Annotated in this window: 21 protein-coding genes; 4 read left to right on the top strand and 17 right to left on the bottom strand. The window is 69.5% G+C overall.

Annotation, left to right across the window (positions count from 1 at the left end; translation table 11 throughout):
- Positions 1 to 37: 37 nt before the first annotated feature.
- The 5 genes from J2Y70_RS16360 to J2Y70_RS16340 form a co-directional block, all read right to left on the bottom strand.
- Positions 38 to 1621, bottom strand: a complete 1584-nt coding sequence (locus tag J2Y70_RS16360; protein ID WP_309919816.1) for a family 43 glycosylhydrolase — start codon at positions 1619 to 1621, stop codon at positions 38 to 40.
- 74 nt (positions 1622 to 1695) lie between these two features.
- The gene (locus tag J2Y70_RS16355) at positions 1696 to 2979 is read right to left on the bottom strand and encodes a TRAP transporter large permease (protein ID WP_263396410.1); all 1284 of its coding nucleotides are present in this window, start codon (positions 2977 to 2979) and stop codon (positions 1696 to 1698) included.
- Positions 2980 to 2982: 3 nt separating this feature from the next.
- The gene (locus J2Y70_RS16350; RefSeq protein ID WP_263396411.1) at positions 2983 to 3501 is read right to left on the bottom strand and encodes a TRAP transporter small permease; all 519 of its coding nucleotides are present in this window, start codon (positions 3499 to 3501) and stop codon (positions 2983 to 2985) included.
- A gap of 10 nt (positions 3502 to 3511) precedes the next feature.
- Positions 3512 to 4504 (bottom strand): TRAP transporter substrate-binding protein, encoded by a 993-nt coding sequence (locus tag J2Y70_RS16345; protein WP_263396412.1) that lies wholly within the window; start codon positions 4502 to 4504, stop codon positions 3512 to 3514.
- Between the two features lie 35 nt (positions 4505 to 4539).
- Complete coding sequence (locus tag J2Y70_RS16340) at positions 4540 to 5364, bottom strand: 2-keto-4-pentenoate hydratase (RefSeq protein WP_263396413.1); 825 nt, start codon at positions 5362 to 5364, stop codon at positions 4540 to 4542.
- Between the two features lie 370 nt (positions 5365 to 5734).
- Here J2Y70_RS16340 and J2Y70_RS16335 point away from each other — a divergent pair, with 370 nt between their 5' ends.
- Both J2Y70_RS16335 and J2Y70_RS16330 read left to right on the top strand, forming a co-directional pair.
- Positions 5735 to 6898 (top strand): alpha/beta hydrolase, encoded by a 1164-nt coding sequence (locus tag J2Y70_RS16335; RefSeq protein WP_309919809.1) that lies wholly within the window; start codon positions 5735 to 5737, stop codon positions 6896 to 6898.
- A gap of 180 nt (positions 6899 to 7078) precedes the next feature.
- Entirely contained in the window at positions 7079 to 8743 is a 1665-nt protein-coding gene (locus tag J2Y70_RS16330; RefSeq protein ID WP_309919806.1) for a carboxylesterase/lipase family protein, read from the top strand.
- A 220-nt stretch (positions 8744 to 8963) separates the two neighbouring features.
- Here J2Y70_RS16330 and J2Y70_RS16325 read toward each other — a convergent pair whose 3' ends face one another.
- The 6 genes from J2Y70_RS16325 to J2Y70_RS16300 all read right to left on the bottom strand — a co-directional run bounded on the left by J2Y70_RS16325 (position 8964) and on the right by J2Y70_RS16300 (position 17541).
- Complete coding sequence (locus tag J2Y70_RS16325) at positions 8964 to 10145, bottom strand: GGDEF domain-containing protein (protein WP_309919801.1); 1182 nt, start codon at positions 10143 to 10145, stop codon at positions 8964 to 8966.
- Positions 10146 to 10389: 244 nt separating this feature from the next.
- Positions 10390 to 11937, bottom strand: a complete 1548-nt coding sequence (locus J2Y70_RS16320) for a PepSY-associated TM helix domain-containing protein (protein WP_309919799.1) — start codon at positions 11935 to 11937, stop codon at positions 10390 to 10392.
- Positions 11934 to 12206: a hypothetical protein gene (locus J2Y70_RS16315; RefSeq protein ID WP_309919796.1), complete on the bottom strand. Its 273-nt coding sequence runs from the start codon at positions 12204 to 12206 to the stop codon at positions 11934 to 11936. Before J2Y70_RS16315 ends, J2Y70_RS16320 begins: the two co-directional genes overlap by 4 nt.
- Positions 12196 to 12492, bottom strand: a complete 297-nt coding sequence (locus tag J2Y70_RS16310) for a hypothetical protein (RefSeq protein ID WP_309919793.1) — start codon at positions 12490 to 12492, stop codon at positions 12196 to 12198. The genes J2Y70_RS16315 and J2Y70_RS16310 overlap by 11 nt, the downstream gene beginning before the upstream one ends.
- Before the next feature lie 6 nt (positions 12493 to 12498).
- On the bottom strand, positions 12499 to 14775 hold the full coding sequence (locus tag J2Y70_RS16305; RefSeq protein WP_309919790.1) for a TonB-dependent receptor: 2277 nt from the start codon (positions 14773 to 14775) through the stop codon (positions 12499 to 12501).
- 369 nt (positions 14776 to 15144) lie between these two features.
- On the bottom strand, positions 15145 to 17541 hold the full coding sequence (locus J2Y70_RS16300) for a TonB-dependent receptor (protein WP_309919787.1): 2397 nt from the start codon (positions 17539 to 17541) through the stop codon (positions 15145 to 15147).
- 291 nt (positions 17542 to 17832) lie between these two features.
- Here J2Y70_RS16300 and J2Y70_RS16295 point away from each other — a divergent pair, with 291 nt between their 5' ends.
- The gene (locus tag J2Y70_RS16295) at positions 17833 to 18597 is read left to right on the top strand and encodes an OBAP family protein (protein ID WP_309919784.1); all 765 of its coding nucleotides are present in this window, start codon (positions 17833 to 17835) and stop codon (positions 18595 to 18597) included.
- A gap of 208 nt (positions 18598 to 18805) precedes the next feature.
- Here J2Y70_RS16295 and J2Y70_RS16290 read toward each other — a convergent pair whose 3' ends face one another.
- A complete protein-coding gene (locus J2Y70_RS16290) occupies positions 18806 to 19231 on the bottom strand; it encodes a hypothetical protein (protein ID WP_309919781.1) in 426 nt (141 codons plus the stop codon).
- A gap of 241 nt (positions 19232 to 19472) precedes the next feature.
- Here J2Y70_RS16290 and J2Y70_RS16285 point away from each other — a divergent pair, with 241 nt between their 5' ends.
- Positions 19473 to 20357 (top strand): hypothetical protein, encoded by an 885-nt coding sequence (locus tag J2Y70_RS16285; protein WP_309919778.1) that lies wholly within the window; start codon positions 19473 to 19475, stop codon positions 20355 to 20357.
- 394 nt (positions 20358 to 20751) lie between these two features.
- Here the strand turns inward: J2Y70_RS16285 and J2Y70_RS16280 are convergent, their stop codons facing one another.
- The 5 genes from J2Y70_RS16280 to J2Y70_RS16260 all read right to left on the bottom strand — a co-directional run bounded on the left by J2Y70_RS16280 (position 20752) and on the right by J2Y70_RS16260 (position 23868).
- Positions 20752 to 21147 carry a VOC family protein gene (locus J2Y70_RS16280; RefSeq protein WP_309919775.1) on the bottom strand — a complete coding sequence of 132 codons (396 nt, stop codon included), beginning with the start codon at positions 21145 to 21147 and terminating at the stop codon, positions 20752 to 20754.
- Entirely contained in the window at positions 21144 to 21662 is a 519-nt protein-coding gene (locus J2Y70_RS16275; RefSeq protein ID WP_309919772.1) for a hypothetical protein, read from the bottom strand. Before J2Y70_RS16275 ends, J2Y70_RS16280 begins: the two co-directional genes overlap by 4 nt.
- A gap of 185 nt (positions 21663 to 21847) precedes the next feature.
- On the bottom strand, positions 21848 to 22174 hold the full coding sequence (locus J2Y70_RS16270) for a hypothetical protein (protein ID WP_309919769.1): 327 nt from the start codon (positions 22172 to 22174) through the stop codon (positions 21848 to 21850).
- A gap of 73 nt (positions 22175 to 22247) precedes the next feature.
- A complete protein-coding gene (locus J2Y70_RS16265) occupies positions 22248 to 22559 on the bottom strand; it encodes a hypothetical protein (protein WP_309919765.1) in 312 nt (103 codons plus the stop codon).
- A 319-nt stretch (positions 22560 to 22878) separates the two neighbouring features.
- Positions 22879 to 23868, bottom strand: coding sequence for a DUF1028 domain-containing protein (locus J2Y70_RS16260; protein ID WP_309919762.1), 990 nt, complete (start codon positions 23866 to 23868; stop codon positions 22879 to 22881).
- Positions 23869 to 23995 lie beyond the last annotated feature (127 nt).

The following is a 23995-nucleotide window of genomic DNA, read 5'->3' as shown; positions in this document are numbered from 1 at the left end:
CCGGACGGAAGAGGACGGATTCTACCGGTAGTCATGTTCAGTCCAGCGCGCGGTAGCGGAATTGACGGAAATGCACCTTTCCATTTCCGGCCGCATACAGCGCCGGCTTCAGCGCCAGGAACTTGCCGGCGACGTTGTGGTGATAGCCGGACACTTCCATCTGCACCGGGTACTTGGTCCACGTCTTGCCGTCGCGGCTGCTGTGGAGGGTGACGATGTGGCGGTCGTTGCGCACCCGCAACCACAGCCGCCCGCCCTTGGCGCTGGGCGCCAGCTGCGCCGGGCGCTCCTCGCCGTAGCGGTGCATGACGAAGGCCTCGCCGTTGCTGCCGACCCCGGCGTACAGGCGCTCGCTGTAGAACAGCAGCGCGCCGCCCTGCGCGCCGGGCTCGATCTCCATCTCCACTTCGAACTGGTAGGCGGTGTCGGGGGCGATCACGGTCAGCGGCGAACTGTCGCGCGGCGCACGGCCCTTGCCCTGCACGCTCAGCGTGCCATCGCCGAAGGACAGCCGCTGGTATTCGTCGCGGCCCGGATTGAAGAACGACCACTGCGGGCCGAGTCGACCGCCACGGAACGCGTCCGATAGCGCCAGGCCATGCGGCAGCGCCTGCCCGCTGGGCTTTTTCAACGGCGTGCCGAGATCGCCGCCCTTGGCCACGAACCAGCCGTCGGCGGTCCACTCGATCGGATCCAGCAGCGCCTGCCGGCCCAGCGTCCAGTAGCCGTTCTCGTAGCCGTGGTAGAGCATCCACCAGCGGCCGTCGGTGCCTTCGACCAGGGTCGCGTGGCCGCGCGACCACCACGGCTCGGCGGCGCTCTTGGTGCGCGTGATCGGGTTGTTCGGCGCGTTCTGCCAAGGCCCATGGATCGAACGCGAGCGCGCGGTGATCACCATGTGCCCGGTCGGCGGCCCGGCGGTGCCGCCGACCGCGGTGGTCATGTAGTACCAGCCGTTGTGGCGGGTGATCTTCGGCCCTTCCTGCGCATAGGCCTCCACGTCCCAGCTTTCCGGGTACTTCCAGCCGTCGTAGACGTGCTTGGGCGTGCCGACCACCTTCAGGCCGTCGTCGGACAGCTGCACATAGTCGCCGCCGCTCAGGAACAGGTAGCGCTTGCCGTCTTCGCCGACCGCGTGGCCGGGGTCGATGTACTTGCCCAGGCCGATGTCGATCGGCGCGCTCCACGGGCCCTTGATGTCGTCGGCCCAGACCACGAAGTTGCTGCGCTGGCCCTGCTCGCCGCGGCGCGCCGGGAAATAGATGTAGTAGCGCCCGCCGTGCTTGATCAGGTCCGGCGCCCAGATCGCGCCGACGTTCTCGGTGATGGCGTGGCCCAGCGGCTGCCAGTTGACCAGGTCGCGCGAGTGCCAGATCGGCAGGCCGGGGTAGGCGTCGAACGAGGACAGGGTGAGGTAGTAGTCGTCGCCGTCCTTGAGCACCGACGGATCGGGGTGGTCGCCGGCCAGCACCGGGTTGAGGAAGGTGCCGTCGCCCTGGTCGGCGATGCGCTGGTGCTCGATGCCGCGTTTCCAGTCGGCCGCCGCGGCCAGCGTGCTAGCGGCGAGCAGGCCGGCCAGCAGCAGCCAGCGCAGGGAGGACGAGGTGGTAGGCGAAGTCATGGATTCCACTCCTGGGTTCGCGCCGCCGGCGCGTACGGGGACGCGGCCGGCGATGACGGCCGCGCCACGAAGGATCAGGCGCGCAGCGCGCGCGGCAACCACAGCGACAGTTCCGGGAAGAACGCCACGATCAGCAGCACGCACAGCGCCGCCAGCCAGAACGGCCAGATCGTGCGCATGCTCTGGGCGACGGTGATCTGTCCGATCGAGGTGCCGATGAACAGCACCGAGCCGATCGGCGGGGTGATCAGGCCGATGCCGCCGGCCAGCACCATCACCAGCCCGAAGTGGATCGGGTCGATGCCGTAGGCCTTCACCACCGGCAGGAAGATCGGCGTGCAGATCAGGATCTTCGGCGCCAGGTCCATGAACATGCCCAGCAACAGCAGCATGATCACGATCATCAGCAACACGGTGTTCTTGCCGTCGGCGACCGACTGCAGCAGCTTTACCGCCGCCGCCGGCACCTGCAGGTAGGCCAGCAGCCAGCCGAACACCGCCGCGGTGGCGATCACGAACAGGATCACGCCGGTGGTGCGCGAGGCATGCGTGACCGCGGCGAAGAACTCGGCCCAGCGCAATTGCCGATACAGCAGTGCGGTGACCAGCAACGCATACACCACCGCGATCGCCGCGCTCTCCACCGCGGTGAAGATGCCGGCGCGGATGCCGACGAAGATCAGCGCGACCAGGCCCAGCCCCGGCAGCGCGCCGATCAGGCGCAGCGCCACCGCGCGCCAGCCCGGGAACGGCTCGGTGCCGTAGCCGCGATGGCGCGCCACCGCATAGCCGGTGATCATCATCGCCACGGTCATCAGCAGCGCCGGGAAGATGCCGGCCGCGAACAGGTCGGCGATCGACAGCCCGCCGCCGGCCGCGGCCGAGAACAGGATCAGGTTGTGCGAGGGCGGCACCAGCAGCGCGACCAGCGCGGCGGTCATGCTCACGTTGACCGCGTAGTCGCGGTCGTAGCCGCGCTTGATCATCTGCGGAATCATGGTGCCGCCGACCGCCGATACGTCGGCGATGGCCGAGCCGGACACGCCGCCGAAGAACAGCGAGGACAGCACGCTGACCTGGCCCAGGCCGCCGCGCATGCGCCCCACCAACGACGAGGCCAGCGCGATCAGGCGCTCGGAGATGCCGCCGCGCAGCATCAGTTCGCCGGCGAAGATGAACAACGGAATGGCGATCAGCGACGCCGAGCCGCTGCCGGCGGAGATCTGTTGCACCAGCACGATCGCCGGCAGGTCCAGATACAGGATCGTCGCCAGCGCCGCGGCGCCCAGCGCATAGGCCACCGGCACGCCGATCAGCAGCAGCAGCACGAACAGCCCGAGCAGGATTGCAATGGCCATGGATCAGTTCACTCCTTCAGCGGTGGCCGGGCGCAGCACCTGCCACGCCTGGTACAACGCGAACACGCTCATCAGCGCGCCGCCGATCGACAGCGGCAGGTAGTTGATGCTCTGCGGCAGCGCGGCGCCGGCCATCTTGATGTCCAGCCCGTCCAGCAGCAGCACGCCGCCCCACCAGGCGATGACCGCGCCGATGGCGACGATCATCAGCGGGCGGATCAGGTCGATGACCCGGCGCACGTGGGCGTGCATCTTCTCGGCCAGCAGGAAGAAGCCGAAGTGGCGCCGGGTATGCACGCCGGCCGCCGCCGCCATGCTCATCGCGGTGCTCAGCAGCAGCAGCGTCACCGGCTCGGTCCAGCTCGGCGAATTGTTGAGCACGTAGCGGGTGAACACCTGCCAGCCCTGCACCACCACCAGCCCGAGCAGGGCGGCGGCGGCGATGCCGATGGCGAGGTTGGAGATCCGGTCCAGCAGCCGCTGCAGCGGCGCCACCGGGACGGCAATGGCGGGGTCGGTCATCGGCATGGCCTCAAGCGAAATCGCGGATGCGGCGGTACAGGGCTTCGATCTCCGGCTGCCGCCGGTACTCGGCCAGCAGCGGTGCGGCGGCCTTGCGGAAGGCGGGCATGTCCACCTCGTTGACCAGCACGCCGTAGTCGGTCACTTCCTGGCGCGCCTTCGATTCGGAGGCGTCCCACAGCTTGCGCATCACCGCCACCGATTGCCGCGCGGTCTCCACCACCAGCGCGCGGTCGCCCGGCGCCAGCGCCTGGAAGCTGCGCCGCGACATCACCAGCACGTCCGGCGCGTAGGAATGCTCGCTCTGCGACCAGTAGCGCGCGGCCTCGAAATGGCGGCTGGACTGGAAGCTGCGCATGTTGTTCTCGGCGCCGTCGATCATGTGCGTCTCCATCGCCGAGAAGGTTTCGCCCAGCGACATCGGCGTCGGATTGGCGCCGAGCATGCGCATCAGCTTGAGGAAGATGTCCGACGAGGCCACGCGCAGCTTGAGGCCATGCAGGTCTTCCGGACGATGCAGCGGGTGCTTGGTGTTGTAGAAGCAGCGCGCGCCGCAATCGTAGATGGCCAGGCCGACCAGGTCGCGCTGCTCGAAACTGGCCAGGATGCTGTCGCCGACATGGCCGTCGATCGCGCGGCGCAGGTGCGGCACCGAGTCGAACACGTACGGCAGGCACAGCGCCTGGGTCAGCGGAAAGGTGTTGTTGAGCGCGCCGGAATAGACCCGGGTGATGTCGATGGCGCCGAAGCGCGCCATGTCGATCGCCTCCGCTTCGCGGCCGAGCTGGCCGGAATGGTACTGGCGCAGTTTCAGCCGGCCGCCGGTCTGCTGCTCCAGGGTCTGCCCGAACCAGCGCACCGCCTCCACGGTGGGATAGTCGGCCACGTGCACGTCGGTGGCGGTCAGCAACCGGCTGCCGCCGCCGGCCTGGGCCAGCGTGCCCAGCGGGGCGGCCGCGGCCGCGGCCAGCCCTGCGCCGAGGAAACCTCTACGAGTGATCATGCTGCGCCCTCCCGCGCGTCGTCGGCTGCCGCGGCTTACGCCGCGACGGCCCTGCAATGAAGTTCGCCATAGCCGTCGAAACGGATCGTCGCGTGCTGGCCGATGGCGATGTCGTGGATGCCGGTGGCGTTGCCGGTGGCGATCAGCTCGCCGCGCTTGAGCGGCCGGCCGCGCCGTGCCGACCGCGCCAGCGCGAACGCGAACGCCGCGCGCAGCCCGCCCGGCAGCAGGGTGGCACCGCCGCTGCCGACGCGCTGGCCCTCGATCAGGGTTTCCGCCAGCAGCGCGGCCTCGTCCAGCGTGGCCCAGTCGGCGACCTGCGGCCCCAGGATCAGGCCGTTGTTGTTGCCGAAGTCGGAGATCACCACCCGCGGCCCCAGCTGGTTGATCGTGGCCAGCGGGCTGCTGGCCACTTCCACGCCGATGAACAGCGTGGACGGGACCTGCGCGGCCTGCTCCGGGGTCCAGTGCAACTGGTCGGCCGGCACGTCCGCATCCAGGCGCATCACGTACTCGGCCTCGACCGCGCCGAAGCCGCCGGCGAACACCGGGATGTCCGTTGTTCCACCGGTGGCATTCCACAGGTTGCGGGCGAAGATCGGGCCGAGCAGGCGCTCGTCGCCGGAGTGGTCGCGACGCTCGGCGCCGATGTAGCCGACCTTCCAGCCGACCACCTGGTCCGGCCACTGCGCGATCGCCAGGTCCTGCACGCGGTAGGCGGTTTCCAGGTCGTCGGGGATGGTGCCGGGGAAATCGGGCAGCGAACGGCCCTGCTGGCGGGCCTGGACGAAGCGGGCCGCGATGTCGGCCAACGCGGACGCTGGCGTATCCGAAGGGCCGGAATGAGTGCTCAAGGGCATCTCCGCAAAAAGGTTGGGGATCGGGAAAATTGCTGCGCCGCTCATCGACAACGCGTTGCGCAGTTGTATATGGTAAACCGGTGTCATTGGCAATGTGCGGTGCGGCAAAAAGGCCGGGGCTCGGGGCTCGGGGCTCGGGGCTCGGGGCTCGGGGCTCGGGGCTCGGGGCTCGGGGCTCGGGGCTCGGGACTCCGGACTCCGGACTCCGGACTCCGGACTCCGGACTCCGGGCGGCGGGCGGCGGGCGGCGGGCGGCGGGCGGCGCAGGCTGCCACCTCTTTAACCCGTGCCGCGGATACTTGCTGGCGCTTGCCGCATGGCGTTGCCGATGCGGCCGATCGAGCGCGTACGTTTGCGAGGGAACATGGCGATGAGGCGAATCCAGAAAGAGATCGGCAGGCCGGAGCCGGGCACAGCCGCAGCGGCGCCACGAGGGCTGTCGTGCACCGGCGTCGTGGCGGCGCTGTCGCGCGCGGTGCGCGCGCAGCGGCAGGCGGCACGTGGCGCGCTGTTGGCGCTGGTCGTCGGCTTGGCCGGCGCCGGCCCTGCCACGGCCGCTGCCGCGGAGCATCCCGGCAGCGAGACCGCCGCCGAGCAGGCGGCGCGCATCCCGCTGTGGCCGGGTCCGGCCCCGGGTTCCGCGCCCGGTCCGGAGCAGGCGCGCATCGTCGACCGCAGCGACGATCCGGCGCTGCCCGACCGCGCCATCGGCGGCCGCTACCAGCCCTACCTGGTGGTGTACCGGCCGAAGACGCCGAACGGCAGTGCGTTGCTGGTCGCCCCCGGCGGCGGCTACGCGCGCATCGTGCTGGACAAGGAAGGCACGACGTTGCTGCCGATCTTCGCCGAACAGGCCGGCATCACCCTGTTCGTGCTGCGTTATCGGCTGCCCGATGCGGAGGCCGCCGGCGCCGCCGCGGCGGCGCAACGCGACCTGCCGCTGGCCGATGCGCAGCGCGCGCTGCGCCTGATCCGCGCGCGCGCCGCCGACTACGGGGTGGATCCGCAGCGGGTCGGCGTGATGGGCTTCTCCGCCGGCGGCCACGTCGCCGCCAGCCTCGGCACCCGCTACGACGAGCGCGTCTATCCGGCACGCGATGCGATCGACCGGCTCAGCGCGCGGCCGGACTTCCTGCTGCTGCTGTACCCGGTCATCGACATGGGCAGCGGCACCGCGGCGCATACCGGCTCGCGCCTGCGGCTGCTGGGCAAGCATGCCGATGCGGCCACGATGACCGCGTATTCGCTGCAGAACCGCGTGATTCCGGCGATGCCACCGACCTTTCTGGTGCACGCGCAGGACGATCGGGTGGTGCCGGTGGAGAACAGCCTGCTGTTCTACCAGGCGCTGCGCCAGGCCGGGGTGCCGGCGGAACTGCACCTGTTCGCACATGGCGGCCACGGGTTCGGCACCCGCGGCATCGCCGGCCTGCCACTGGCCGCCTGGCCGACGCTGGCGCTGGAATGGATGCGCAGCGTGCAGGGCGATGCGACCGCGCTGGCGCCGATCCCGCCTGCCGCGCCGAAGCAGTAGCAGGCGCTGCCGCATTGCCGTGCACCAGACAGTCATGACCGAGCGCCGCACGCCGCCTGCATCGCACCGCCCCGAGCGGCGCTTGGCATAGGCGCGCCGCTCCGTATCCACTCGACCCTTCACGCTGCCGGCCGGGCTTTCGCACATGGCCGCGGCGCCTGCTCACGGACTCCGCCACGCATGACCACACCCGCCGCCACACCGCCCGCCGACCTTGCCGCCGCCGTGTCCACGGCACCCGACGACCACGGCCGGCGCCGTTTCCTGCATGGCGGCGCGCTCGGCGCACTGGCCTTGAGCGGCGCCTTGCCCGGCGGCAACGCCGGCGCCGCACCCGCGCCCGCCGACCCGCAAGCGCCGCTGGCGCGCACCCGCAGCGGGCGCATCCGCGGCTATCGCGACCAGGGCGTGCAGGTGTTCAAGGGCATTCCCTACGGCGCCGACACCGCGCCACGCCGCTTCCAGCCGGCGCTGCCGGAGCAGCCCTGGCGCGGCGTGCGCGACTGCAGCAGCTACGCCGCCTCGGCGCCGCAGCTCAAGCTCGATCCGGTCAGCGAGGACTGCCTGTTCCTCAACGTGTGGACGCCCGGCCTGCGCGACGGCGCGAAGCGCCCGATCCTGTTCTACATCCACGGCGGCGCCTACAACAACGGCTCCGGCAGCGACCCGCAGTACGACGGCGTGCGCCTGTGCCGGCGCGGCGACGTGGTGGTGATCAGCGTCAACCACCGCCTCAACGCGTTCGGCTATCTGTACCTGGCGCAGCTCGGCGGTGCCGACTTCGCCGCGTCCGGCAACGTCGGCCAGCTCGACCTGGTGCAGGCGCTGCAATGGGTGCGCCAGCACGCGCCCGAATTCGGCGGCGATGCCGGCAACGTCACCGTGTTCGGCCAGTCCGGCGGCGGCGCCAAGATCGCCACGCTGATGGCGATGCCGACCGCAAAAGGCCTGTTCCATCGCGCCTGGACGATGAGCGGCCAGCAGGTCACCGCCGCCGGTCCACGCGCGGCCACGCAGCGCGCGCAATTGCTGCTGCAGGCCTTGCAACTCGACGCCACGCAACTGACGGCGCTGCGCACGCTGCCGATGCAACGCCTGCTCGAGGCCACCCGCACCCGCGACCCGTCGCGGGTGGAGAACACCGGCCTGTACCTGGGGCCGGTGCTGGACGCGCAGGTGCTGCACCGGCACCCGTTCTGGCCCGACGCGCCGCCGCAGTCGGCGCAGATCCCGATGGTGATCGGCAACACCCACGACGAGACCCGCGCCTTCCTCGGCAACGACCCGGCCAACTTCGCGCTGACCTGGGACACGCTGCCGGCGAAACTGGAACAGGAGCAGTACGTGGACCTGCTGCCGCAGGTGGTGATCGCCGAGTACCGCCGGCTGTATCCGCACTACACGCCGAGCGAGGTGTTCTTCGCCGCCACCACCGCCGGACGCTCGTGGCGCGGCGCGATCGAAGAGGCCGAGGCGCGCGCGCGGCAGGGCGCACCGACCTGGGCCTATCAGCTGGACTGGGGCTCGCCGCTGGACGGCGGCAAGTTCGGCGCGTTCCACGGCCTGGACATCCCGCTGCTGTTCGACAACATCGGCCAGCCCGGCTCGCGCACCGGCGACGGCGCCGACGCGCAGCGCGTGGCCGATGCGATGAGCGAAGCGCTGCTCGCCTTTGCCCGCCACGGCGATCCCAACCATGCCGCGTTGCCGCGCTGGGAAGCGTATTCGCTCGCCCAGCGCGAGACCATGCTGTTCGACGCGGACAGCCGCCTGGCGCACGACCCGCGCGGCGGCGAGCGCCGCCTGTACCAGCAGGCGCCGTTCGTGCAGCGCGGGACGTTCTGAGGCTGGCGATGTGGGGCAGCCGGGAGCGTGTTTTTCGATCGCTTGCCAGCAGGCCGTGGCAGCGACTTCATCCGGATCGCACGCCTCAGCATCTTCTGTCGAACTGGAACCGCTTTTTGTAGGAGCGGCTTCAGCCGCGACAAGCGTTACCGGTAGCGCCGCTCCTACTATGTGCAATAGCACTCAAGGAAAGCCCAAGCCCGCGTCGATACCGGCCGCGCTACCAGCCTGTCTCCTCAGCCAGCACCACCTGGTTGCCGCCGCCGATGCGCGCGCGCTGCAGCAGCGTTTCGGCGCGTTCCAGCAGCGTGGCGGCGGTGTCGGCGGGCGCGGCGAGCAGCGCGCCGACGCTGACGCTCAGCTGTTCGGAAGCCATGTCGGCATGTTCGATCGCCAACAGTTCGACCATGTCGCGCAGCGCCGGCGCCACCTGCCGCAGGTGCGCGCCGCTGGCGTCGTACAGCACCAGTGCGAAGCGATCGGCGTCGATGCGCATGGTCACGTCCATCGGCCGCAGCAGGCATTGCAGCACCTCGGCCACGTCCACCACGGCGCGGTCGGCCTCGCGCGGACCATAGCGCTGCACGAAGGCGGCGAACCCGTCCAGTTCGACCAGGATCAACGCCAGCCCGTGCTGCAGGCGCCGGGTTTCGGCCAGCGCCACCGCCAGGTGCTCGTCGAAGCGGCGGCGATCGCCCAGGCCGGTGAGCGCGTCACGCAGGGCCTCGTCGTCGCGGACCCGGCGCTGCAGGAAGCCTTCGCGCCGCGAATGCTCGCGCAGGTAGCCGCCGACCGCGCCGATCGGCACCGCGACCCACAGCAGCCATTGCAGCCGCAGGTAGGCGTCCTGCGCCGCGCCGTCCAACAGCAGGTGCGCGGCCGCGGCGCTGATCGCGCACAACGCCAGCGCCACCGCCACGCTCTGCCACAGCGCCAGACCCAGCGGGAAGAACCCGGCGACGATCACCAGCGTCATCACCGCCGCGGCGTAGCGCAGTTCCTGCGGCGGGTAGCCGATGCTGGACAGCACCAGCCCGGTCCCGCCGACCAGCAACAGCAATGCGGCCCGGCCCGGCCCGTGCGAGGACGCGCGATGGATCGACACCGCCACCCACAGCAGCGCCAGCAAGGTCGCGGCGCGCACCGCCACCGCGTAGCCGGCCAGGTCGGCGCCGCCCAGCCAGCCGAAATGCAGCGCGTCCCATGCCAGCAGCAGCAACGCGATCAATACCCCCAGCGAGGCCGCCACGCGCTGCGCGAAGCCCATGGTCGCGGCGATATGGCGGCGATAGGCCAGTTCCAGCGGCGGGTCGAAACGCAGCGTGGCGAAGCCGTCGCGCAACTGGCGGGCATAGGCGTCGCCGGACGGAGCGTCGGGCGGCCCTTCGTGGCGATGGTGCATGCGATCCCCTGTAGACGCAGCGTGGCAGAACACGGTGACGGCCACACCATGCGACCGCGCGACGCACAGCGCTGACGCTGCCGGCTCCGACTTCCAGGGACATGAGAAATCACTGGCGCGCGATTGTCCACTTTTTGACCCACGGTGCACGCGTGCCGCGGCACGGCTTTCGAGCCAAACATTCAGGCAGCGCTGGCTGGCGCTACCGCGTCGCTGGCGCGTTCGCCGCCGCGTGCGGGCGCGCTCAGGTCTTGGCCGGCAGCGCCCACACGCTGTTGGGATCGCCCTGGCGGCCGCGGCGCAAGGTGGCGCGTGCCATCTGCCAGTACGTCCAGGCCAACGCCAATGCGCAGCCGTCGACCGCCAGCAGCAGCGCGCTGCTCCACGGCGCCACCCAGCCGTCGGCACCGCGCAGCGCGGCCAGCGGCACCAGCGCGGTGAGCACGGCGCAGGCCAGCAGCAGTTCGTAGGCGCCGCGCGCGGTGGGGCGCAGCAGCGCCCACGCCACGCCCAGGCCGAACACCGCGTAGTACACGATGCGTTCCTGCCCCGGCGGCAACAGGCGTGCGGCCACGAACAGCGCTGACACGCCGGCCACGCAACCCAGGCAGAGGCCGACGGTGAGCCGCGCCATCGCATGCGTGCGCCACGGCTGCGCCTGCTGGCGGCGCTTGCGCCGCGCCTCCACCCACAGCAGATTGCCGCTGTAGAACAGGAACGCGCCGCCCAAGCCGAGCAGGAAATACAGCCAGCGCACCGGCGCCCCGCCGAAGTTGGCGTAGTGCAACGCCTGCAGCCCGCGCAGCGACGCCACGCCGGGCGACATGTCCTGCGGCGCCAGCACCCGCAGCACCTTGCCGGTGGCCGCTTCCATGGCCACGCCGGCCAGCGTGTTGAGCCGGCGCTGCGGGTGCTGGCCGTAGATTTCCACGCGCGCATTGGCATCGCCGGCGTCGTGGAAGGACAGGCTTTCCGGCTCGAAGCCCGGGCTGGCCGCGCGCGCCCGCGCCAGCAGCTCGGCCACCGGCAGCGGCGGCGCCTTGATGTGCGCCGGCTGCACGTGCGGCGTCAGCTCCAGATCCGGCTCCAGCACCTGCATCAGCTTGCCGTCGAACACCAGGTACTGGAACGGCGCCAGCAGCAGCACGCCCAGCGCCAGCACCGCGCCGGACCAGGCGAAGATCACATGGAACGGCAACGACAGCATGCCGACCACGTTGTGCGCGTCCTGCCACACGCGCTTGACGTTGCGTCCCAGGCGCAGCGCGAACAGGTCCTTCAGGAACACCGGCGCGTACAGCACCACGCCGCTGACCAAGGCCAGGCCATAGAGGATGCAGACCACGCCGAACAGATAGGTGCCGAAGGTGCGCGGCAAGCCGGCGGTGAAATGCAGGTCGTACAGGAAGTCGACGAAACCGGTGCGTTGCGGCAGCTGCAGCGGTTGCCCGTCGGCGCCGGGCTGGAACTGCACGGTGCCGCCGAACGGCTGCGCCGGCGGCCCGAACGCATACAGCCGCGGCTGCGCGCCGTGCTCGCCCGGCAGGGTCAGGGTGAACGATTCGGCCAGCGCCGGGTGCCGCGCCAGCACCGCGTCAGCCAGCGCCTGCGCCGCCTGTTCCGGTGCCTGCGCCGGCGGCGCGACCGCAGCGGCCGGCCGCGGCCACTCGTTGAGCTCGTGCGTGAACACGGTGATCGCGCCGGCGTAGAACGCGATGAACAAGGCCATGCCGGCGAGCAGGCCCATCCAGCTGTGCGCCGACAGGAACTGGCGCAGGGTCGCCGCCTTCATACCGTCACCTGCACGAGTCCGCCGGCCTTCAGCGCGTACAGCAGGCCATGGCACAGCAGCGTGGCCAGGCCCAGCCACAACCAGGCGCGCGCGCCGCTGCGGAACACGAACGCCAGCGACATCGCGCCGATCCACAGCGGGAACATCAGCAATAGCCAGGGCAGCGTGTGCACCTGCAGCGCGCCCGGCCACAACAGCACGCACAGCCCGACCACGCCCACCGCCAGCGGCAAGCCCAGCACGATCGCCGCCAACCACCTAGCCCACATCGGCGTGGCCTCCGCGCAGCTGCCACCAGGCGTCCAGGTACGGCAACGCGACCGCGGCGAGCATCAGCGCGCTCAGCGCCGCGAACGTCCCGGCCCACACCCCGAGCGCGACGATCGCCGCGGCCAGCGCCAGCGCCGACAGCGCCACGCCGGCCACGCGCAGCGCGCGCGCATGCCGACGCCAGGCCGGGCGCAGGCGCTGGTGCGCGGTGGCCAGGTAGAACGCCAGCGCCGCCAGCGGTGCGGCGAGCAGGTACACAGCGGTGGTCAGTGCGTGCATGGCCATGGGCGTTTACCAGCGCATCTCGAAGCCGATGCCGACCACGCGCGGTGCGCCGAGGACGGCGATCGGCTGGTCGGTCCAGCGGTACTGCAGGTACTGCTTGTCGAGCAGGTTGTTGGCGAACACCCAGGCGCTCCAGTCCAGGGTCTCGTAGCCGAACTTTGCATTGACCAGCGTGCGCGAGGCCAGCTGCGGCGAGTCGGTGCCGATGTCGGTGTAGACCTTGTCGCGGAAGTTGGCGTTGAGGTTGGCGACCCAGCCGCCGCCGAAGCGCCAGTTGGCGCCCGCGGCCGCGGTCCAGCGCGGCGCGTAGGCGAACTCGCGGCCGGCATAGTCGGTGATCTCGGCGCCGACCACGGTCTTGAACTCGTCGAAGCGGGTGCGCGAATAGCCCAGCGACGCATACCAGTCGAAGCCTTCGCCGAGCCGGTGGCTGGCCTCCAGCTCGAAGCCGTACAGGTGCGCGCGACCGGCGTTGATGGTGTTGTAGTCGTAGTCGTTGAGACCGAAGAAGGCGAAGACCTGCTTGTCCTTCCAGTCGATGTAGTAGGCGTTGGCGTTGACGCTCAGGCGCCCGTCCAGCCACTGCGAGCGCAGCGCGGCCTCGTAGTTCCAGGTGTATTCCGGGTCGTAGGCGAAGGCCTGGCTGCGCGCGGTGTTGAAGCTGGAACCGCCGGAGCGGTAGCCGCGCTGCACCACCAGGCTGGCGGCCAGGTCCGGGCTCCATTCGTAGCGCGCGCCGAGCTTGGGCAGGAACGCGCTGAAGTCGCGCGCGTTGTTCGGCACCTCGCCGCTGGCCGAGGCGACGATGCCGGCCACGCCGGCGTTGATCGCATCGATCGCCTGGTACAGCGCGGTGCCCGGGCTGGCGAAGGTGGCGGGGTTCGGATAGGTGCCGACGAAGGTCGCGTTGGTACTGGAGGCCATCTCGTAGCGCTGGCGGTCGTAGCGGAAGCCGCCGATCAGCGAGAAGCCGCGGCCGACATGCCACTGCCCGTCGGCGAACAGCGCGCGGTTCTCCGAGGTGGTCGGCGACGCGCTGACGTACGACACCGGGATCACCGGCAACGCCCGCCCATACGCGGCCGAGATCGCCGCCGCGTTGGCGGCCGGGAAGCCGGCGCCGCGCAGCAGGCGGGTGATGGTGGCGAGCGGGGTGTTCACGTCGAGCCGATTGACCAGGTCGTCCTCGGTCTCGTGCCTGGCCCAGTACGCGCCGAACAGACCCTCCACCGCCTGGCCGTCGTAGTTCAGGCGCAGCTCCTGCGAGGTGGTGCGGGTGCCGGTCACGCGCCTGGCATCGGCGATCTGCACCGCGCTGCGGTCGCCGTCCCAGGTGCTGTCGAGGTCCACCTCGTTCCACGCCGTCACCGCCGACAGCGACCAGGCCGCGTTGAGAGCGTAGTCGACGTTGAGGGTGGCGATGTCGCTGTCGGTGCGGTTGCGGTTGGGGACGTTGTCGTGGTTGACCCGGCGCTTGAAGGCGCCCGCTTCGTCGGTGTGCAGGTACACGTACAGGTATGGCCCGGTGCGGTGCGCCTTGGTGTAGCCGAGCTGGACCCGCAGGCCCTCGATCGCCGACGGGGTCCACAGCAGCTTGCCGCGGTAGGTCAGCGCATGCTGCGCATCGTCGGGGGCCTGGCGCGTGTCGTTCCACAGGTAGCCATCGAAGCTGCGCTGCTCGACCGAGGTGCGGAACGCCAGTTCGTCGGCCACCAATGGGCCGCCAAACGCCGCGGCCAGGGTGCGGTCGGACGGATCGGACGCCAGCACGCGCACCTTGCCTTCCCAGTCCATGGTCGGCTCGGCGGTGTGCAGGATCACCGCGCCGGCCAGCGCGTTCTCGCCCTGCAGCGTGGACTGCGGCCCGCGCAGGATCTCCACCTGCTGCAGGTCCCACATGCTCAGCGGTGCCGAACTGGTCGCGGTCCGCGGCAGCGCCGCGCCGTCCAGGTAGATGGTGGCCAGCGGCGCATCGCCGCCGCCGTCGATGTCGCGGATGCCGCGGATGGTGAAGCCCAGATCGCCGTAGCTCTGCGACACGTTGGCGGTGCGGTTGAACACCTCGTAGAGATTCTGCAGGTTTTCCTGCTCGATCCGCGCCTGAGTGGTCACCGCCACGCTGCTGGTGGTGTCTTGCAGCGTGCGCTCGCGCTTCTCGCCGGTGACGACGATGCGGTCCAGGGTGGTGGGATCGGCAGCGGCCGCCTCGGCGGCCAGCGCGTGCGCCGGGCTGGCCAGGACCGCGGCAATGGAAACGGACAACAACAGCAAGTTGACGCGCACGCGCATCGCTCCGTGGAAGCAGGATCGGACGGAGGCATGGCGGCGGCTGTGCCTGGCTGCCGGACCCGGCAGCGCTGGGCGCGGACTTTAACAGAGGGTGAAGATGGGGGCTACAAATTTGTGCGGCGTATCAAGGGCTGCCATGGCGGATCTTCGGCATGGGTTCTCCCGCTCTTCAGGACGGAGCGGCCCTCTGTAGGAGCGGCTTCAGCCGCGACAGGCGTACCGATAGATCCTGTCGCGGCTGAAGCCGCTCCTACAGAGGCTGGTGAGACGGCACAGCCCGCCAACCGGCAGGCTGTGCCATCGCGGCGCTGGCCATCCGAGGCCAGCCGGCGCCGCGTTACAGGAATACCGGCCTTTTGCGCATCAATGCCAATGCACGTCGACCGACAGACCGACGATGCGCGGCTCGTTGTACACCGCCGCCATGTAGTTCTCGATCACGCCCTTGAGGTTCTTCTCGTTGGTGATGTTGCGCGCGAACGCCGCCACTTCCCACGCGCCGTAGTCGCCGCTGTAGCCCAGCTTCAGCCCGCCCTCGAAATTGCCCTTGGACTTGAACTCCGCCGTGTCGTACAGCACGAAGTTGGTCTTGCCCTGCTTGTTCCAGTCGGTGGCGACGAAGAACGTGCCGCCGTCGGACACCGGGATGTCGTAGCGCGCGGCCAGGTTCACGTTGTAAGTCGGCGCGTTCGGCAGCGGGTCGCCGTCGATCTGGGCGAAGGTGTTGGCGCCGACCTTGATCGTCGGATCGTTCACCGTGCACACCACCACGCCGTTCAACGCGCACACCTGCGCATACACGCGCTTGTCCTGGATCTCGCTGTGCAGCAGGCTCAGGCCGGCGCTCAGCGACAGGTTCGGGATCGGGCGCCAGTCCAGGTCCGCTTCCAGGCCGTAGGCCTTGGCCTTGTCGGCATTGAACAGCACGCCGTTGCCGTTGGAGTCGTTGCCGTTGAGCTGGATGTCGTCGACGGTGTAGGTGAAGCCGGTGACGTTCAGGCGCAGCCGGTTGTCGAACAGGCTGCTCTTGATGCCCGCTTCCCACGACAGGATCGTCTCCGAATCGGCGGTGGTGAAGTCGGAGTTGAACACCGCCGAGCGGCCCTGGATGGTCGGGCCGCGGAAGCCGCGGGCGACCTTGGCGTACACGCTGACGTTGTCGCCGATCGCGTACATCGCGCTGAAGTCCCAGCTCGGCTGGGTGTCGGCCATGCGCACGTCGGTGCGGCCGCGGTAGGTGACTACGCCGGCGGCGGTGTCGGCGGTCTTGAGCAGCCGGGTTTCCTTGCTGTCGCGGGTCTGGCGTACGCCGGCGGTCAGGGTCAGCGCGTCGGTGGCCTTGTAGGTCAGCTGGCCGAAGCCGGCCCACGAGGTATTGCTGTTGCGCAGGCGCACCCAGTTGTTCGGGTTGCGCGCGGCGGTCTGCAGGAAGTACGCGCGCTGGTAGAAGTCGGTGGTGTCCTTGCCGTCGAAGTAGAACGCGCCGGCCTGCCACTGCAGCGCCGCGTCGCCTTCGCTGGCCAGGCGCAGCTCCTGGGTGTACTGGTCCAGATCGCGCACCTGGCCCATCGACTGGCCGAAGCCGTTGGCCACGCCGTTGACCGGATAGTTCGCCGCCGCGCCGCCGTCGGTATCGCCGCGGCTGTAGCCGGAGGTGGTCTCGTAGGCGCTGATCGAGGTCAGCGACACGCCGCCGAAGTCGTACACCGCCTTGACCGAGCCGCCGTGGGTCTTGTACGCCTGCGGATTGTCGTGCGCCTCGTCGTAGGCGACCTGATCGCGCGGCACGTCGACCTTGTCCGAGCCCTTGGTGATCGCGTTGCGCAGGAACAGCGTGGAGGTGCCGTCGTAGTCGCGGGTGTGCGCCGAGGCCAGCAGCGAGAAGTTCTCGCTCGGCTTGAGCAGCAGCTGCAGGCGCGCGTTGCGGTCGTTGTAGCCGCCCATCGCGTCCTTCTTCGGGGTGACCGTGCCGTCGGCGCTGGGGCCGCTGTAGGTGTTGTCCACCCAGTCGTCGCGGTGCTGATACAGCGCCGACACGCGGAACGACAGCACGTCGTTGACCGGCCCGCCGAAGCCGCCGTCGAGCGAGGTGGTGCCATAGCTGCCGTAGCTGGCGCTGAGCCGGCCGCTGTAGTCCTCGCTGGGCTTGATGCTGTCGAACTTGACGATGCCGGCGGTGGTGTTGCGGCCGAACAGCGACCCCTGCGGACCGCGCAGCACTTCCACCTGGTCCAGGTCGTAGACCGGATTGGACTTCAGCACCACGTGCTCCAGCACCACGTCGTCCTGGATGATCGACACCGGCTGCGAAGCGCCGAGATAGAAATCGATGTTGCCCAGGCCGCGGATGTAGAAGCGCGGGAAGATGCGCCCGGTGGTGGTCTCGGCATAGAAGCTGGGCACCCGGCCGGACAGCGCCAGCAGCGTATCGTCGCCGCCGGCGGTGTAGTTGCGCATCGCATCGCCCTGCACCACGCCGACCGACACCGGCACTTCCTGCAGGTTCTGCTCGCGGTGCTCGGCGGTGACGGTGATGGTATCCAGCGAGGTCGCCGCATCGCCCGCCGCCGCGCCGCGCGCGGCCTGCGGTGCGGTACCGGCCAGCGACGGCGCCGCATCCTGCGCCACGGCCGCGCTGGCGATCGACGCCAACAGCAGCCCGGCGCAAGCCTGCGCCAAGCGGTGGCGGCCCGGGGTGCCGGACAGGCGCGAGGAGCGCGTGGCAGGGCGGCTCGCGGAGAGATGAGGGTGCAGCAGCATGAGGATTCCTTTGGGCGCTGGATGACGATTCCGTTCGGCTTGCGCAGCAGCCCGCGACGGCGCGCCATGATATGGCGTAGCGCGGCACGATATGTCATGTGTATTGCATCCCGGTTGCAATGCGGACGGGTGCTCGACGATCGGCGCGGTCACGTCGGCCATCGCCCTCGCACACGTGTATTCGTGCGGCCTCGACCCGCTCGCGACCTGGCGACGACACGACGGCGACGAACGTTTCACCTGCGCAGGCCGATGCTCGGAGCGATCGTGCCGTCCCGCTGGAGACACCGCATGCGCACCACCTTGCTGCCCCCACTGCTGCTCGCCCTCGCCGCCTGCTCGCGCGACAATACCGAACCGGCCACGCACCCGCCGGGCGCCGAAGAGACCGCCAAGACCGACATGCTCGAAGCCGGCGCCAAGGCGCTGCAGGGCAACGGACCGCTGGCCAAGCTCGACATCCACCTGGTCGGCTTCCACCCGATGAAGGACCACCCGCACCAGCAGATGGAAGCGCACCACTTCTGCCGCCAGGTCAACCAGGATTTCGCGCAGTGCGCCCTGTTCGACGGCGACAGCGCGCAGGCCAACCTGACCGGTGTCGAGTACATCATCTCCGAGACCCTGTTCCAGCGCCTGCCGCCCGAGGAGCGCGGCTACTGGCATCCGCACAATGGCGAGATCCTGTCCGGGCAGCTATCCGCGCCCGGCTTGCCGCTGGCGGCGGAAAAGGAACTGATGCGGACCAAGATGAACAGCTACGGCAAGACCTGGCACACCTGGCATACGCGCGAGGGCGCCGCTCCCGGCAACGCGATGCCGACCGGCGAGGCGATGCTGGCGTGGTCGTTCAACCGCGACGGCGAACTGCAACCGTCGCTGCAGGCGCGCCGCGACAAGATCGCCACGCACAGCGCCGCCGAACTGCGCGCAGACCGCAAGGATCTCACTGGACTGGCGAAGCCGCAGGAAGGCGTGGACCTGCTGCGCCCGGCGTTCCCCGACGCCACGCCGATTCCTGGCGTGGTGGATGCGCGGGCATCGAAGCCAAAGTGACGTGCGGTGCGGGCGCGCGTCGTCGGGCAGGCGGAGCGCCCGATGGCGCGCGGCGCACGTGCGGATCCGATTCGGATGCGGATAGTGACGTGCTCTAGTGATGCTGCAGGAGCGGTTTCAAGCAGTCCCCAACCTCGGCATCGCACGGAGAGATGGAGTTGTTCGGATGCCTCCGCCGATGGCGTGTCCTTGGCCCAGTGTGGCCGACTCAGTCGCTATCGACGCCAACCACCGTCAACCGCAACGCAGGTTCCCCCTCGCCGGCCGCGACCTGCGACAACATGCCGGTGACCCGCACGATCTGGCCCGCCCCCTCCTCGCCCAGGTGCGCCGCCTGGTCGGCGCTCAGCGCCAGGCGCAGGCGCCGCACCTCGTCATGACCCGCCATCCGGCCATCGGCCGAAGGCGCCACGCACAGCCGCGCCGGCAGCACCAGCACCTCCTCGCGCGTCGCCGCGCCGCCGCCTGGTGCAGCACTGGCATGGTCATGGGGCGCAGCCCGCGCGCGCTCCAAAGTGCCGGACAAGGTCACCTTGATCGGCCCATAGGGCAGGCAATGCTTCTGCGCCGCCTGCGCGCCCGGTACGGCGCCCAGCAACAGCAACGAGAACAGCGACAACACGCGGATCGGCATCGGGCTACACGTCGGCAGGAAAGGCCGCGCGAGCATACCCAAGCTTGATGGCGGTGGTGCTGCAGGTAGCGACCCGCCGGGCGGGACGGGGTTCTACTACGCAACTATCCCGATCGTCCGCAGAGCGCGGGCGCAGCATTCCCCAGCAGCATCAACAGGCTCGGGCGTCGCTTGCGCTTTTCTTGAGTGCCCAGTGTGCCGCGTAGTACCGTGCCGCATCAGGATGCAAGGAGAAGCAAGGATGCGTTTCTGGGCTTTGATCGCGCTACTGGCGTTGATACCCGCAGCGGCGGCACAGGACGGCAAGCTGGGTCGGGCGCGGGCTCATGAGATCGTCGACCTGTGGCAGGACGTCTCGCCGAACGACGATATCATCGCCGACGACTACGCGGGTTTCGTCCGTGCCGTGGATCTCGACGCCGACGGCATCGACGAAGTCGTCTATTACAGTTCTTCCTATTGCACCGGCTCCACCTCCGACTGCCCCAACGGCATCGACGTGCTGCGCAAGCGCGGCTCCGGCGAGATTCCACGCACCGGAAGGCGCGCCGACGAATGGGAAGCCAGGGCGCACAAGACGGGATACATCCCGGATGCGAGTCAGCAGATTCCCGGCGAGGTCATGGACCTTCAGGCAAAAGGCGATCGCATCGAGGTCACCTTCATCGTCAGCGAAACGTCTCCGATCTGCCTGCGCCATCAACGTGGCCCCGATGGCAAGGATCGCTGCCCGCCGCCGGGGCGCTACACCTGGGCCTACCGCTGGACACCCGGCACGCTGACACGGCTGCCCGATAGCCGTTACGAAAGGCACGTGGCCAGGGCGCACTTTCCCGAACAATTCCAGGGCAAATGGGTACTCCGAGGCGACACCTGCGAGAAAACCGGAGACCCCGACCAGTACATCACCTTCACCCATGATCGGATGGCCGGAAAGGGCGAGGACATCCGGCCCAACGCGATCGTCCTGGTCGCGCGTTCACCGTGGACGTGGCGCATCCTTGCTGCCTCGGCTGGCGCACCCGACAAGGAAGTTCCGGCCGTTTTCATCCTGGGCGAACGCCAGGCTGGCCTGGTCATCGCCGATGCAGAGCGCGTGCGAACCTTCGACCGCTGCGGGCTTTAGGCAAGACGAACGGCGGACATTGCATCCGAAGAGGCCGATGCCGACCTGGCGTGGGCACGCTCGTAAATCCGGATCGGCCGCCGCGTATGTCTGGCCGTCCACTTGCCCGGAATCAGCCAGCTCTCTTGGCAGCGCAGGCTCTTACGATATCCATCCACGTCTTCTCATCGGGCTCAAGCCCGGGAAAGTCGTGAACGGCGGGATCGACCATTCCGCTTGATGGGCGCTGCCTGCAAGAGCATAGGCGGAGGATTGCGTCATGCGGCGAGTGGCGGTCGGACCACGCGTCGCGGCATCGCCACTTCCTCGTCGCGCCGGCGGACGACTTCAACGCCGGCAGCCGCACCAGCCGCGCGCCAGGGTCTGCACGGGAGCGGGTTCATCGCCGGTCGCCTCAGACAGCGCTCGCACGCAGCTGCACGACATTGCCTTCCGGATCGTGGCCGTCCAGGTGGAGTTGATCGCGCCACCGCCACGCCAAGTCGATGGGCTTGAAGGCGCCGCCGGTCGCTTCGGCGGCGGAACATGCGCGTTCCAGGCTCTCGACCAGGAACGAGCCCTTGATTGGCGTCTCGGCCCGCAGATGGTACGAGCCGGACTCTGGACCCCGCGCCCGCTCGCCGGCCGCATGGACCACCGCGATCTCGTAGTGCGCATTGCCCACCACCACGAAGCAATCGCCCTGCTCCACCAGTTCCAGCGACAGCGTGCGCCGGTAGAACTCGGCCACCCGCTCCATGTTCCTGGCATAGATCACGGTCAGCGCGTGGACGGGCCGGGGTGCGTTCATGCGTGGCGCTCCGGTTCGAACGGCTGGTTCGGCAGGTCGTGGCCGCACCATGGACAGAACCGCGCGAACGAATAGTCGCCATTGATGCACCAGCTCGGATCTTCGCCGCGGAACATCTCGAACGAAAACCGGACCTCGGCGTCGGGGCTCACCACCGCATGGAACATGTGGCTGCAGCAGTACTTCTGCAGGCGTTCGCGATGGGCCACGCGCTCCGGGAACTGCGCGTCCAGCCAGCTGCCGACCCAGCCCTGGCACGCCGGGCACGCTTCGATGTGCGCCGCCGCCACGTACGTCGCCTCGTCCGGGAAATGCTCCCGCTCGACCGCGATCATGCCCTCGATCGTCAACATGAGGGTGGCATCCTCGTCGATCCGGCTACGCAGTTGCACGAAGGTGTGCCTGGCGGTGCGGCATACATCGTCGGTTGTCATGGCGGCGTACGTCCAGTGCGCGGGTTTGGGCAGAGGCGATGCGCCGGTTTCGGCACACCGGCATGCGGCGCGTCGGGACAAGATTACGACCAGCGCGACGACAGTGCCACCCGCGCTTCAGGCACCGCGCTCGCGAAGTGTTCGATGGCGGCCGACGGCCACGCCATGGATTGGCCGCCAGCGCCGCGTGCCAAGGGAAAGCGCGCGAACCGGCAGCCCGGGAATCGCGTCGATCAGCGTGCGTACTGCGCCCGTCTGTGCCCCAGTCACCATTTTCCGAAGTACGACGAGATGTCGAAGTAGATCTTCCGCTCCTCGCCGGACGGCAACGCGAGCGTGATCTCATCCATGACCGGCGGCCCGAACAGGAGCGCCTGCCCGGTCACCCGCGCGCCGGGATAGTGTCGATCGAGCCATTCTTTCTGTGCCCGCATGCCGGCGCCCTCGCTATGCGCGCTGGACAGGTCGACCGTCCGCTCCGGAGAAGAACCATCCCCATGCACGACAGCGGCGCGCGGCGCCGAGACGGGAGCGGCGGATTGACACGCGGCAAGCGCGACCACCATACCCACCGCGATGAAGGCGTTTCGCATACGTTTTCTCCCATGTGATTCGACGACGCCTGGCAGCACCCTGCCGCCAAGCCTGACACGGCGCGGATGCCCGTCAATCCGCAGGCTCGGCGCGGCGGTAGGCCACGTGCTGCAGCCCGCACAGCGGCGCGGGCGCGGGCACCGATACGTGCACTTCGTCCAGATCCCAGCCGTCCGGGAAATCGGCGATCACCTCGGTGGCGGCGCACGAGCAACTGTCGTGCGGCACTTCCGCCGGCGGGCCGTCGTACTCGAAGCGCAGGCGGACCAAGTGATGCGCACGGTCGGCCTCGATCGAGGCCTGGCGCAGTTGCGGATGCACCTCGCCGAGCAGGCCACGCTGCAGGCTCAGCAGCAGCGCCACGGGGCTGGTGTAGTCGTCCATGACGCAAGACCTGGCGGGCCGCCGACTGCGGCATGCACGATCGTCTCCGAGCCGGCGCATGCCGTCAATCGCGCATGCGGATAGCGCCGCTCGACTGGCCGATAGGCAGCCCCAGCCCGTGTCAGCCCAGTCCCAGCGGATGGTGGAGATCAACGCCCATCGCGCACCAGCACCGCCACATACGACGCACAGATCGACCCGGCTACTGCGCCAGGTGTCCGTGTTCCACTAGCAGAAGCTTCCGGTGACGCCAACGCCGGCACGTGCCTGATGCCGCCAACCGCCGCTACGCTCGGCGCGCCTGCATCGGCAGCCACCCTTACTTCGGTTTCGCGCCAGCGTCAGCGCCCGGCTCGCCAGCCCAGGCCTTGAACAGCGCGTTGTCGCGCAGCGGCCGGTAGATCGGGTCCTGCAGTTCGATCCTCGCCCAGACCGGATTCTCGGATGCGAACACACCGAGTTGGGCGAGGGCATCGTCCAGCGCCCCGAGCCGCATCGAGAGCCGGGCGGCGCGGCGCCAGATGCGGTCCCAGTGCCAGCTCAGATGCAGCGCCTCGGCGAGCGCCAGCTTTGCCTCGACGGTCTTGCCGCGATCGGCCAGGCGCTCGGCCTTGATCATCGCCTGGTGCGCGTAGTAGCGGTCCAGCAGCCGGCGCAGGTCCGGCACCGGGGACGCCGAGGCGTCGACGCGCAAGTCGATGTCTTCCCATCCGCCGCCTGGCGTTCGCACCAGCAACGCGGCGGACAGCCTGCCGGTGGTCTGGCCGCCCGCCTGCTCGCCCGCTTCCAGCGCCGACAGCAGGCAGTTGGCCAACGTCGCGCGGCACGACAGGAATGCCGTCTCCACCGCCGCCAACACGCGCGCGGATGCCAGACCGTTGCCCTGGACCGCGTACCCCTTTCCATGGCGGGCGCCCGCCCAGGCCGAGGCCGCCGCTTCCTCGCCCGTGTAGGTCGCCGACGTACCCGCGGCGCTCACGATGCCGACCTGGCGCGCGGCAGTCGTGGTTCCGTCGAAGTTCCCGTCGTTCGCCAGCAGATCGGACATCACCTCCGCAGGCGTCGAGCCGGCGGCAAGCCGCTCAAGCCCGCGCGGGCCATAGGTGGGATTGGTTTCGTACTGGGTCGCCAATGCCCCCACGCCGGCCTTGGCATGGATGACGCTCGCACCGACCGCCAGGTTGTTGGTGGCGACGGCGACGCCGCACGTTCCGTCCGGCGCGCACGCCACGATCGAGAACGTCGCGTTCGCGGCGAACGGGAACGCCAGGCAGCCCAGCGCGATGATCCATCGGGAACGAGCGTTCATTGCGGCGGCTCCGGAAGGCGAACGATGGGGAACATCACCGGGATTGTGCATCCAACACGCGGCCCGTGAGCCGGTTGCCTGTGCCGACGATCAGATCAGGAGCTGGCCGCCGTGATTGTCGGACCAG

Origin of the sequence: Xanthomonas sp. 1678, assembly GCF_031455575.1 — a bacterium.
GTDB lineage: Bacteria > Pseudomonadota > Gammaproteobacteria > Xanthomonadales > Xanthomonadaceae > Xanthomonas_A.
This window is presented reverse-complemented; position numbering and strand designations above follow the sequence as displayed.

Excerpts from the sequence above, each read along its gene's own strand:
- J2Y70_RS16360 (WP_309919816.1), bottom strand. The coding sequence starts at position 1,621 with ATGACTTCGCCTACCACCTCGTCCTCCCTGCGCTGGCTGCTGCTGGCC.
- J2Y70_RS16355 (WP_263396410.1), bottom strand. The coding sequence starts at position 2,979 with ATGGCCATTGCAATCCTGCTCGGGCTGTTCGTGCTGCTGCTGCTGATC.
- J2Y70_RS16350 (WP_263396411.1), bottom strand. The coding sequence starts at position 3,501 with ATGACCGACCCCGCCATTGCCGTCCCGGTGGCGCCGCTGCAGCGGCTG.
- J2Y70_RS16345 (WP_263396412.1), bottom strand. The coding sequence starts at position 4,504 with ATGATCACTCGTAGAGGTTTCCTCGGCGCAGGGCTGGCCGCGGCCGCG.
- J2Y70_RS16340 (WP_263396413.1), bottom strand. The coding sequence starts at position 5,364 with ATGCCCTTGAGCACTCATTCCGGCCCTTCGGATACGCCAGCGTCCGCG.
- J2Y70_RS16335 (WP_309919809.1), top strand. The coding sequence starts at position 5,735 with ATGAGGCGAATCCAGAAAGAGATCGGCAGGCCGGAGCCGGGCACAGCC.
- J2Y70_RS16330 (WP_309919806.1), top strand. The coding sequence starts at position 7,079 with ATGACCACACCCGCCGCCACACCGCCCGCCGACCTTGCCGCCGCCGTG.
- J2Y70_RS16325 (WP_309919801.1), bottom strand. The coding sequence starts at position 10,145 with ATGCACCATCGCCACGAAGGGCCGCCCGACGCTCCGTCCGGCGACGCC.
- J2Y70_RS16320 (WP_309919799.1), bottom strand. The coding sequence starts at position 11,937 with ATGAAGGCGGCGACCCTGCGCCAGTTCCTGTCGGCGCACAGCTGGATG.
- J2Y70_RS16315 (WP_309919796.1), bottom strand. The coding sequence starts at position 12,206 with ATGTGGGCTAGGTGGTTGGCGGCGATCGTGCTGGGCTTGCCGCTGGCG.
- J2Y70_RS16310 (WP_309919793.1), bottom strand. The coding sequence starts at position 12,492 with ATGGCCATGCACGCACTGACCACCGCTGTGTACCTGCTCGCCGCACCG.
- J2Y70_RS16300 (WP_309919787.1), bottom strand. The coding sequence starts at position 17,541 with ATGCTGCTGCACCCTCATCTCTCCGCGAGCCGCCCTGCCACGCGCTCC.
- J2Y70_RS16295 (WP_309919784.1), top strand. The coding sequence starts at position 17,833 with ATGCGCACCACCTTGCTGCCCCCACTGCTGCTCGCCCTCGCCGCCTGC.
- J2Y70_RS16290 (WP_309919781.1), bottom strand. The coding sequence starts at position 19,231 with ATGCCGATCCGCGTGTTGTCGCTGTTCTCGTTGCTGTTGCTGGGCGCC.
- J2Y70_RS16285 (WP_309919778.1), top strand. The coding sequence starts at position 19,473 with ATGCGTTTCTGGGCTTTGATCGCGCTACTGGCGTTGATACCCGCAGCG.
- J2Y70_RS16280 (WP_309919775.1), bottom strand. The coding sequence starts at position 21,147 with ATGAACGCACCCCGGCCCGTCCACGCGCTGACCGTGATCTATGCCAGG.
- J2Y70_RS16270 (WP_309919769.1), bottom strand. The coding sequence starts at position 22,174 with ATGCGAAACGCCTTCATCGCGGTGGGTATGGTGGTCGCGCTTGCCGCG.
- J2Y70_RS16265 (WP_309919765.1), bottom strand. The coding sequence starts at position 22,559 with ATGGACGACTACACCAGCCCCGTGGCGCTGCTGCTGAGCCTGCAGCGT.
- J2Y70_RS16260 (WP_309919762.1), bottom strand. The coding sequence starts at position 23,868 with ATGAACGCTCGTTCCCGATGGATCATCGCGCTGGGCTGCCTGGCGTTC.